This window comes from uncultured Dubosiella sp. (assembly GCF_964018005.1).
GTDB classification, from domain to species: domain Bacteria; phylum Bacillota_I; class Bacilli_A; order Erysipelotrichales; family Erysipelotrichaceae; genus Dubosiella; species Dubosiella muris.
In genome coordinates, this window is record NZ_CAXHOA010000019.1 from 44,056 (window position 1) to 53,889 (window position 9,834).

Genomic DNA, 9,834 nt, shown 5'->3' on the forward strand with positions numbered 1-9,834 from the left:
CTAAGTATGAATTAAGATTAGGTTGATTAGTGAATTGTATGTAGTATGTAGGGGAGGTCAGAACCGAAATGAACTTTGTTGAAAACAATGGTAAAAAAGTTGCCGCCGTGCTTTGCGTCGCTTCGTGTTTTCCGGTCGTTGCGACAGTGTACGCGATGGAAACGCAGCCAGGCTGGCATGGCGATAAATATGTGAACAACGATTCAACAGTAGCAAAAGGATGGCAGGAAATCGAAGGAAAGAGCTACTATTTTTCCGAAGAAGATGGAACAGTCGATGCGGATGCTACAGAGAAAGCAACCGCTGCTAGTGTTTCTTCCAACATTATGGGAAATGTGAAGGAAACAGTAACAGAAGTCAGCAAGGCTGCTGTTGAAGAGGAAATCAACAAACAGGCCGAGGAAACGCCGGCACCTGTCGAAGCCGCTCCAGTGGAGGTGGCAGTTGCCGCGCCGGTTGAAACGGCACCGGCTCCTGTAGAACAAACCCCAGCGCAGGAAGCCGCCGCGGAAGAAGCCGCACCGGTCGTTGAGGAAACGCCGGTTGTCGAAGAAACGATCACGACACCGGTTGTGGATGAAACGACACCGGAAGTGCCTGTGGAAAACGTGAATGTTGAAACCCCGGTTGTTGACAATACCGTTGTCGAGCAAGCGCCGGTTGAAGAAATTCCAGCGGATCAAAATGTCGTGGAAGAACCAGCACCGGAAGCCCCGGTGGTTGACGAAACACCAGTCGTAGACGCACCAGTGGTTGATGAAACGCCGGTCGTAGACGAGCCGGTTTATGAAGAACCAGTTGTAGACGAACCAGTGGTCGAAGAGCCGGTTGTCGACGAACCGGTTTACGAGGAACCAGTCGTGGACGAGCCAGTGTACGAGGCACCGGCGCCGGAAGCGCCAGTGGAAACGCCAACGGACAGCTACGCGGATTTGAACGCTTCGATCGCTGCCAACGCGCAGACGCTTGTTGGCGTGACGGATGGCTTGCAGTGCACGCAGGTCGTTCAGCAGGCTCTTGCGATGTCGGGCGTGAGCGACGCGTACCAGTTATGGCCGGATCAATACGCGGGTCAGTATGGATATTACACGGATACGCCAACGGCCGGAAACTTGATTTATTACGATAATGGCGGCCGTGGTGTCGACCATATCGCGATCTATATCGGAGATGGACAGGCGGTTCATGGCAATTACAACGGGCAGACTGTCATCGCTTCCGTATACGATGGCGGTGTTGGAGCGCCTCAGTACATTCAAGTGCAAAGATAAAACCATAAAAGCCTGACGGTATCGTCGGGCTTCTTTTTTTAAGGAGGAGTGGCAATGTTGCGAATTGGACAAGCGATCGACATTCACCCGCTGAAAGAAGGCCGGGACTTGATTTTAGGCGGGGTGAAAATCGACCATGAAAAAGGACTGGACGGGCATTCGGACGCGGATGTTCTCGTCCACGCGGTGGCGGAAAGCGTGCTCGGCGCGCTCGCCCTTGGGGATTTGGGAGCGCATTTTCCGGACACCGATCCGAAATACCGTGGCATATCCAGCTTGAAACTGCTGGAACACGTGTATACTTTAATGAGAGAAAACGGATACGAAATCGGCAATGTGGACGCGACGATTATGGCGGAACGGCCCAAGATGGCGCCGCACATCGCAACGATGCGAGAAAACCTCGCCAACGCCCTGCATTGCGAGATCCAAAAAATTTCCGTGAAAGCGACTCGGGGCGAAAAGCTCGGATTCGTTGGCCGCGAGGAAGGCATGACGGCGCTTTGCGTCTGCTTGCTGGAGGAACGGCGATGAAAGTTGTGCTTCAGCGGGTGAAGGAAGCCTCGTGTACGATTGATGGCGAAACGACAGGACGCATCGGAACCGGATATATGATTTTGGTCGGTTTTTGCGACACCGACACCCGGGAAACCGTGCGGCGGATGGCGGAAAAAATCGTCAAGCTGCGCGTGTTCGAGGATGAAGACGGAAAGATGAATCGCTCCTTGCTGGATGTGGAAGGCGAGATTCTCTCGATTTCCCAGTTCACGTTGTACGCCAACGCCAGAAAAGGAAACCGTCCCAGCTTTATCGAGGCGGCAAAGCCAGCCGTTTCGCAACCGCTTTACGACGACTTCAACGCCGCGCTTGGCCGTTATGTGCCCGTGCAAACCGGCGTTTTTGGAGCCGATATGAAAATTGCGCTCATCAACGATGGGCCTGTCACGATCGTTTTGGATAGTAAGGAGATGTTTGCATGACAGTATTGTATGGAAATCAGTTAGCAGATACAATCAAGCAGGAAATAAGAGGAAAAATCGACCAGCTGCGGGAGGATGGAAAACGGATCCCGATGCTGGCTGTCATTTTGGTCGGCGACGATCCAGCCAGCGCCACCTATGTGCGTTCCAAGGAAAAAGCGTGCAAAAGCGTGGGAATGGAAGCGGCGATGATCGAGATGGATCGGACGGCGACGACCGAGGACGTGCTGCGCGCCGTAAAAACATGCAACGAGGACGCCGATGTCGATGGCATTCTCGTGCAGCTTCCACTGCCCGCGCACATTGATCAAAACAAGGTCATCGCCGCGATTGACCCGAACAAGGATGTCGACGGTTTGACGCCGGTGAACGCGGGCAAGCTGCTGCTCGGGCAAAAAGGTCTTGTGCCTTGCACGCCGAAGGGCGTCATGGCGATGCTCGCTTCGATTGGATTGACGGATTTAAGCAAGAAGAGAGCCGTTGTGGTGGGGCGTTCGATTTTGGTCGGCAAACCGCTGGCTTTGCTTCTTCAGGCGAAAAACGCCACGGTGACCGTGGTGCATTCGCAAACCGTGGATCCGGAAAAGATTTGTCACGAGGCGGATATCGTCGTGGTCGCGATCGGCGTGCCGAACTTCATCACGAAGGGTTGGATCAAAAAAGGCGCGGTCGTTATTGACGTTGGAATCAACCGGGTGGATGGAAAGCTCGTTGGCGATGTCGATTTCGAGAGCGTCAAGGACAAGGCGTCCTACATCTCGCCGGTGCCAAAAGGGGTTGGTCCCATGACCGTATGTATGTTATTATCGAATACGCTGGAAGCGTATGAAAGGCGGGAAAAGGAAAATGACGGAGATCGAGTACGGTCTAAATGACATCGTGGAGATGAAAAAGGAGCATCCGTGTCATCTTTCCAAACAGTGGAAGATCATCCGGATGGGCGCGGACATTCGCATCAAGTGCCTGGGATGCGGAACGAGCGTTTTGATGCCACGCCAGAAATTTGAGAAAAAATTAAAAAAAGTCGTGGAAAAAGCGGCGGAATAAAAGGAAGGAATTGACATGCCATTAACAGCAGGAATTGTCGGGTTGCCAAACGTCGGAAAATCGACGTTGTTCAACGCGATCACAAAATCACAAGTCGAAGCGGCGAACTATCCGTTTGCGACGATCCAGCCCAATGTCGGCGTCGTGGAAGTGCCGGATCATCGAATCGACCGGCTCGTGGAGCTTTTTCACCCGAAAAAGACGATTTACACGACTTTCGAGTTTACCGATATCGCCGGCCTTGTCAAAGGGGCGTCCAAAGGAGAGGGGCTTGGAAATCAGTTTTTGAGCAACATTCGACTGACAGACGCCATTTGTCACGTCGTTCGCTGCTTCGACGATCCAAACATTACCCATGTGGAAAACACGATCGACCCGGTTCGCGACATCGAGATCATCAACCTTGAGCTTATTTTGGCTGACTTGCAGACGGTTGAAAACCGGATTTCAAAAGTGGAGCGCAAGTCGAAATCGACCGCTGACAAAGAGGCGAAAGCGGAAATGGCGCTGCTTTCCAAACTTAAGCCGCATTTGGAAGCGGGCGAACCTGCCCGTTCGCTGCAGCTTAGCGAAGAAGAGGCGCTGCTGGTCAAAAACTACAACCTTCTGTCGTCCAAGCCGGTCATTTATGTCGCCAATATGGACGAGGAAGGCGTGATGGATCCCGAATCGAATCCGTATTATCAAAAGGTGACAGCGTTCGCGGCCAAAGACCATAGCGAAGTGGTGGCGTTGTGCGCGAAAATGGAGGAAGAGCTTTCGTCTTTGGATGCCGAGGAAAAGGCGGTTTTCCTGGAAGAACTTGGTTTGCCGCAATCTGGTTTGGATCGGCTGATTCAAAAAGCGTATCGCGTGCTTGGTCTTTGCACGTTCCTGACGGCCGGCGAGGACGAATGCCGGGCGTGGACGTTTAAGGCCGGTATGAAGGCGCCGGATTGCGCGGGTGTCATCCATACCGACTTTAAGCGCGGATTTATCCGGGCCGAAGTGTACGCGTTCGAGGATATGGACGCGCTGGAAAGCGAGCACGCGATCAAGGAGGCCGGCAAACTGCGCCTGGAAGGAAAGGACTACGTCGTGCAGGACGGTGACGTGATGCATTTCCGGTTTAACGTCTAATGCGTTTGTTGAATATGTCGATCTCGTCGATCGTGATCATGGTGATTGCCGTAATTTTAAGTATGAGCGTGCATGAAGTGGCCCACGGTCTTGTTTCTTATTGGCTGGGCGATCCGAGCGCGAAATACGCGGGGCGGCTTTCGCTCAACCCGTTCCGGCACATTGACTGGCTTGGCTTGTTTTGCTTGCTGATGTTCGGCTTCGGGTGGGCCAAACCGGTTCCGATCGACTCCCGTTACTACAAGGATCCGAAGAGCGGCGTGATTTGGACGAGCTTCGCGGGACCGCTGGCAAATTTCATTTTGAGCTTCGTTTGCGTGCTTTTGTATTATTTCATGATCAAGGCCGCACCCGCGTTTTTTATTGGAACGGTTGGGCAATGGATCGCGCAGACGCTGGCGGTCACGGCGTCGATGTCGATTGGATTCGGGATTTTCAACTTGATCCCGATTCCGCCTTTGGATGGCGCGAAGATCTTATGGAGCTTTTTGCCGGACGAGCTGTATTATAAAATCAACAATGGCGCGTGGTGGGTGAACATCCTGTTTTTCGCGTTGCTGTTTAGCGGACTGATCAGCGGACCGATGGGAATGCTGCGTTCAACGATCATCGAGTGGTTTTCGACCGTGGCGATTCATTTATTTGGATTATAAGGCAGTCGAGGACTGCTTTTTTTATGGTTTCCTGATATTTAAGAAAAGCTTAAGGAAATAAATGTATCGTAGAGCCATGGAAAAGGAGAACAAAAATGAAAGATTTTTATTTGAAACATAAGAAACTCGTTTTGACAGGAGGATTTGCGCTGACATTTCTTGCGGGCGGGTTGTGCGGCGCCGGTGTTGAAAAACTGGAAGACCATAAAGAAAGCGGCTACGCGATGCATGAGGAGAGAAGAAGGCCGGAACGGGAACACCGACGCGACTTCGACAGGGACGTGGAATGGAAAAAGGAAGACGACGGTTCCAAAAAAGAAGAGAGCGAAAACAAAACGGAAAGCAGCACAAAAGAAGAAAGTGAATCAAAAAAAGAAAACGATGGATCCAAAGACGAAACGACGAAAAGCGGGGCGACGGTCTAGATGGAAGTCCATCTTTTTTTTGTTTGAAAATGGAAGTTGAAAGCGTTCAGGCGTATGATGAAAAAAAGGAGTTTTCTTTTGGAGGTAGTATTCATATGGCTTGTACGACAATTTTGGTCGGAAAAAACGCGTCTTACGACGGTTCTTGCATGATCGCGCGCAACGACGACTCGGGTGCCGGTAGCTTCACAGTAAAAAAGTTTGTGGTGGTCCAGCCGGATGCGCAGCCGCGCGAGTATAAATCTGTGCTTTCGGGCGTTTGCATTCCGCTTCCGGACGATCCGATGCGCTACACGGCGTGCCCGAACGTGATCGAAGGGAAGGGAATCTGGGCGGCTTGCGGCGTGAACGCCGCCAACGTCGGCATGAGCGCGACGGAAACGATCACATCCAATCCCCGGGTGCTTGGCGCCGATCCGCTCGTGGAAGGCGGCATTGGCGAGGAGGACATCGTGTCGATCACGCTGCCGTATATTCACACGGCCAGAGAAGGCGTCGAGCGGTTGGGTTGGCTGCTGGAAACGTATGGAACGTACGAAATGAATGGAATCGCCTTTTGCGATGGTAAGGAGATTTGGTGGCTGGAAACGATTGGAGGCCATCATTGGATGGCGCGGCGCGTACCGGACGACAGCTATGTTGTCATGCCAAACCAGCAAGGCATTGACGCGTTTGATTTCAAGGACGCGTATTCGAAGCAGAAAAACAATTTGTGCTCCAAAGATTTAAAGCAATTTGTCGAGGACAATTTTCTGGATTTGTCGATGGACGGAAAGTTTGATCCGCGGGCCGCGTTTGGCTCCCATGACGATGCCGACCATGTGTACAACACGCCGCGGGCGTGGTATATGCTGCGCTATTTCAATCCGAAAGCGGGATGCTGGGATGGCGAAAACGCGCGCTACACGCCGCGATCGGATGATTTGCCTTGGTGCATGGTCCCAGAAAAGAAAATCACGGTGGAAGATGTCAAATACATTTTGAGCGCGCATTTTCAAGGAACGCCTTACGATCCATATTTAAGCTACGGCGATCGTTCGATGGCGGGAGAGTTCCGCTCGATTGGTGTCAACCGCAACTGCGTTCTGGGGCTGATTCAGACGTTTGAAAACCGCGACGCGCTGGAGTGGATCGCGTTCGCGTCCAACGTGTTCAACGCGCTCGTGCCTTTTTATACGGATGTGGAACAAACGCCGGCGTATATGGCGGATACGACGCAGAAAGTGTCGACCAATAGTTTTTACTGGTGTTCGCGTTTGATCGCGGCGATGGCGGACGCCTCGTACAAAGAGTCGTTGATTTGGATTGAACGATACCAAAACAGCGTGGCGGCCAAGGCTCACGCTTTGTTAAAGGAGTATGGCCGTCAAATCGAGCAGGCGCCAGAAGAAGAGAAAACCGCGTTACGGCAAAAAGCCAACCAGGCGATAAGCGATATGGTGGAAGCCGCGACGGTCGATACGCTTGACCAAATTTTATTCGAATTAAGCAGCCGAATGAAAAACGCCTACGCCCGAAGCGACGCGTAGAGGAAGCGAGAGGATCCTGTGGGGTCCTTTTTTTATAAGAAATCGTGTATTGGATCCAGGCAAACCCCTTCTTGATCACCTCTTTTTCCTGTTTTATCTGTCATCTAAATTCCTTTAAAAAAGATATAAAAAGTAGTTGACAGTTGATGGGGAGTGCGGTATGATAAGTGAGCGTTAAGGAAACGCCTCCCGAAAACGAACCGCTTGTTAAAAAAGTCAAAACAAGGGTTGACGAACGGGAGAAAGAGAAGTAATATAAACAAGCTGTTTGCAAAACAAACAGCGGGACGATCTTTGAAAACCTGATAGAAACGAAAGAAACAAAAAATCAATCGTACAAGAACGAGAGAAAAGAAACAAACACGTCGATTTCTTGAGAAACACCTGAAAAGGAAAACGAACAAAAAGAAGAAGAAAATGTCAGCGAAAAGACATTGAAAAAAAAGAGTCGAATCAAATGGAGAGTTTGATCCTGGCTCAGGATGAACGCTGGCGGCATGCCTAATACATGCAAGTCGAACGAGGGTCCTTCGGGACTCGAGTGGCGAACGGGTGAGTAACACGTAGGGAACCTGCCCGTGCGACCGGGAGAACTTTCGGAAACGGAAGCTGATACCGGATAGGGACAGAGACGGCATCGACTCTGTGTTAAAGGAGCTGCAAGGCTCCGCGCACGGATGGACCTGCGGTGCATTAGCTGGTTGGTGAGGTAACGGCCCACCAAGGCGACGATGCATAGCCGGCCTGAGAGGGCGGACGGCCACACTGGGACTGAGACACGGCCCAGACTCCTACGGGAGGCAGCAGTAGGGAATTTTCGTCAATGGGCGCAAGCCTGAACGAGCAATGCCGCGTGAACGAGGAAGGTCTTCGGATCGTAAAGTTCTGTTGAAGGGGAAAAAGAGCGGAGAGAGGAAATGGTCTCCGATTGATATTACCCTTCGAGGAAGTCACGGCTAACTACGTGCCAGCAGCCGCGGTAATACGTAGGTGGCGAGCGTTATCCGGAATGATTGGGCGTAAAGGGTGCGCAGGCGGCCTGACAAGTCTGAAGTGAAAGGTACGGGCTCAACCTGTACAGGCTTTGGAAACTGTCACGCTAGAGGACAGGAGAGGGCGGTGGAACTCCATGTGTAGCGGTAAAATGCGTAGATATATGGAAGAACACCAGTGGCGAAGGCGGCCGCCTGGACTGTAACTGACGCTCAGGCACGAAAGCGTGGGGAGCAAATAGGATTAGATACCCTAGTAGTCCACGCCCTAAACGATGAGGAGCAGGTGCCGGGGGTAATACTTCGGTGCCGAAGCTAACGCAGTGACTCCTCCGCCTGGGGAGTATGCACGCAAGTGTGAAACTCAAAGGAATTGACGGGGGCCCGCACAAGCGGTGGAGTATGTGGTTTAATTCGAAGCAACGCGAAGAACCTTACCAGGCCTTGACATGGGATGCAAAGACTTAGAGATAAGTTGGAGGTTATCATCCATACAGGTGGTGCATGGTTGTCGTCAGCTCGTGTCGTGAGATGTTCAGTTAAGTCTGGCAACGAGCGCAACCCTCGTGATGTGTTACCAATATCGAGTTAGGGACTCACATCAGACTGCCGGTGAGAAACCGGAGGAAGGCGGGGATGACGTCAAATCATCATGCCCCTTATGGCCTGGGCTACACACGTACTACAATGGCGGCGACAGAGGGCAGCGAGCCTGCGAAGGCAAGCGAATCCCAAAAAAGCCGTCCCAGTTCGGATTGGAGTCTGCAACCCGACTCCATGAAGTTGGAATCGCTAGTAATCGCGGATCAGCATGCCGCGGTGAATACGTTCTCGGGCCTTGTACACACCGCCCGTCAAACCATGGGAGTGGGCAATGCCCGAAGCCGGTGGCGCAACCCTTAAAAGGGAGCGAGCCGTCGAAGGCAGGGCCGATGACTGGGGTTAAGTCGTAACAAGGTATCCCTACGGGAACGTGGGGATGGATCACCTCCTTTCTAAGGAGAAAGAAATTTGAAAAGGTGTAAAGACGTGGGAAGAGTTCTATCAGGTTTTGGAGGATCGTCCTCCAGAGTTCGATCTTTGAAAACCGGAGACACAAATTTGAAGAAAAGACACAACAAATAGAGAAGAGGTCTTGAAGCAAGTTGTGGAGAAAAAAAGACACTGAGAAAACAGTAAGAGAAAAACAGTTTTCGAAAGAAGAAAATCTTGAAGAAAGCACATTGAAGAAATAAAGAGAACCAACTGATCAAGTAGGCAAGGGCGTACGGAGGATGCCTGGCCACTCGAAACTGAAGAAGGACGCACCGAACTGCGAAAAGCGGCGCCGAGCTGTAAGGAAGCGAAGACACGCCGATATCCGAATGGGGAAACCCGGCATCTTGAAAGGGATGTCATCTCTAGGATGAATAAATAGTCGTAGAGAGAGGGACCCGGGGAACTGAAACATCTAAGTACCCGGAGGAAAAGAAAACAAGAGTGATTCCCCGAGTAGCGGCGAGCGAAAGGGGAGCAGCCCAAACCGTTCTGAGGGACGGGGTTGAAGGGGGTTCAGGAAAGCAGAGACAGACCATAGGCAAACGCGAACGGAAGCGCGGCCGAAGAGGGTGAAAGCCCCGTAGCCGAAATGGGAAGAGGAAGCGAGAACGACCCTGAGTACGACGAGACACGAGGAATCTTGTCGGAAGCAGGCGGGACCATCCGCCAAGGCTAAATATAAACGAGTGAGCGATAGAGAAAGAGTACCGTGAGGGAAAGGTGAAAAGAACCGCGGGAGCGGAGTGAAAGAGAACCTGAAACCGTATGCCTACAAGAAGT

At 51.9% G+C, this 9,834-nt stretch carries 9 protein-coding genes and 2 rRNA genes; all 11 read left to right on the plus strand.

From position 1 onward, the window contains the following. The first annotated feature begins 68 nt into the window (after positions 1-68). Entirely contained in the window at positions 69-1,271 is a 1,203-nt protein-coding gene (locus ABNS49_RS11670; RefSeq protein ID WP_135980928.1) for an NlpC/P60 family protein, read from the plus strand. Positions 1,272-1,325: 54 nt separating this feature from the next. Beyond that, positions 1,326-1,805, plus strand: a complete 480-nt coding sequence (gene ispF, locus ABNS49_RS11675; RefSeq protein WP_135980927.1) for a 2-C-methyl-D-erythritol 2,4-cyclodiphosphate synthase — start codon at positions 1,326-1,328, stop codon at positions 1,803-1,805. Next, on the plus strand, positions 1,802-2,251 hold the full coding sequence (gene dtd, locus ABNS49_RS11680) for a D-aminoacyl-tRNA deacylase (RefSeq protein WP_135980926.1): 450 nt from the start codon (positions 1,802-1,804) through the stop codon (positions 2,249-2,251). The genes ispF and dtd overlap by 4 nt, the downstream gene beginning before the upstream one ends. Further along, entirely contained in the window at positions 2,248-3,126 is an 879-nt protein-coding gene (gene folD, locus ABNS49_RS11685) for a bifunctional methylenetetrahydrofolate dehydrogenase/methenyltetrahydrofolate cyclohydrolase FolD (protein ID WP_135980925.1), read from the plus strand. Before dtd ends, folD begins: the two co-directional genes overlap by 4 nt. Then, on the plus strand, positions 3,098-3,298 hold the full coding sequence (locus tag ABNS49_RS11690) for a DUF951 domain-containing protein (protein ID WP_135980924.1): 201 nt from the start codon (positions 3,098-3,100) through the stop codon (positions 3,296-3,298). The genes folD and ABNS49_RS11690 overlap by 29 nt, the downstream gene beginning before the upstream one ends. Positions 3,299-3,313: 15 nt before the next feature. Further along, positions 3,314-4,417: a redox-regulated ATPase YchF gene (gene ychF, locus ABNS49_RS11695; protein ID WP_135980923.1), complete on the plus strand. Its 1,104-nt coding sequence runs from the start codon at positions 3,314-3,316 to the stop codon at positions 4,415-4,417. After that, positions 4,417-5,070 carry a site-2 protease family protein gene (locus ABNS49_RS11700; protein ID WP_289197155.1) on the plus strand — a complete coding sequence of 218 codons (654 nt, stop codon included), beginning with the start codon at positions 4,417-4,419 and terminating at the stop codon, positions 5,068-5,070. The genes ychF and ABNS49_RS11700 overlap by 1 nt, the downstream gene beginning before the upstream one ends. Positions 5,071-5,165: 95 nt before the next feature. Further along, positions 5,166-5,495, plus strand: a complete 330-nt coding sequence (locus tag ABNS49_RS11705) for a hypothetical protein (RefSeq protein WP_135980922.1) — start codon at positions 5,166-5,168, stop codon at positions 5,493-5,495. A 95-nt stretch (positions 5,496-5,590) separates the two neighbouring features. Beyond that, positions 5,591-7,024: a C69 family dipeptidase gene (locus tag ABNS49_RS11710; RefSeq protein WP_135980921.1), complete on the plus strand. Its 1,434-nt coding sequence runs from the start codon at positions 5,591-5,593 to the stop codon at positions 7,022-7,024. Positions 7,025-7,478: 454 nt separating this feature from the next. After that, positions 7,479-9,011, plus strand: a 16S ribosomal RNA gene (locus tag ABNS49_RS11715). A 252-nt stretch (positions 9,012-9,263) separates the two neighbouring features. After that, a 23S ribosomal RNA gene (locus tag ABNS49_RS11720) occupies positions 9,264-9,834 on the plus strand; the annotation flags it as partial.

Excerpts from the sequence above, each read along its gene's own strand:
- ychF (WP_135980923.1), top strand. The coding sequence starts at position 3,314 with ATGCCATTAACAGCAGGAATTGTCGGGTTGCCAAACGTCGGAAAATCG.
- ABNS49_RS11700 (WP_289197155.1), top strand. The coding sequence starts at position 4,417 with ATGCGTTTGTTGAATATGTCGATCTCGTCGATCGTGATCATGGTGATT.
- folD (WP_135980925.1), top strand. The coding sequence starts at position 2,248 with ATGACAGTATTGTATGGAAATCAGTTAGCAGATACAATCAAGCAGGAA.
- ABNS49_RS11710 (WP_135980921.1), top strand. The coding sequence starts at position 5,591 with ATGGCTTGTACGACAATTTTGGTCGGAAAAAACGCGTCTTACGACGGT.
- dtd (WP_135980926.1), top strand. The coding sequence starts at position 1,802 with ATGAAAGTTGTGCTTCAGCGGGTGAAGGAAGCCTCGTGTACGATTGAT.
- ispF (WP_135980927.1), top strand. The coding sequence starts at position 1,326 with ATGTTGCGAATTGGACAAGCGATCGACATTCACCCGCTGAAAGAAGGC.
- ABNS49_RS11670 (WP_135980928.1), top strand. The coding sequence starts at position 69 with ATGAACTTTGTTGAAAACAATGGTAAAAAAGTTGCCGCCGTGCTTTGC.
- ABNS49_RS11690 (WP_135980924.1), top strand. The coding sequence starts at position 3,098 with ATGACGGAGATCGAGTACGGTCTAAATGACATCGTGGAGATGAAAAAG.
- ABNS49_RS11705 (WP_135980922.1), top strand. The coding sequence starts at position 5,166 with ATGAAAGATTTTTATTTGAAACATAAGAAACTCGTTTTGACAGGAGGA.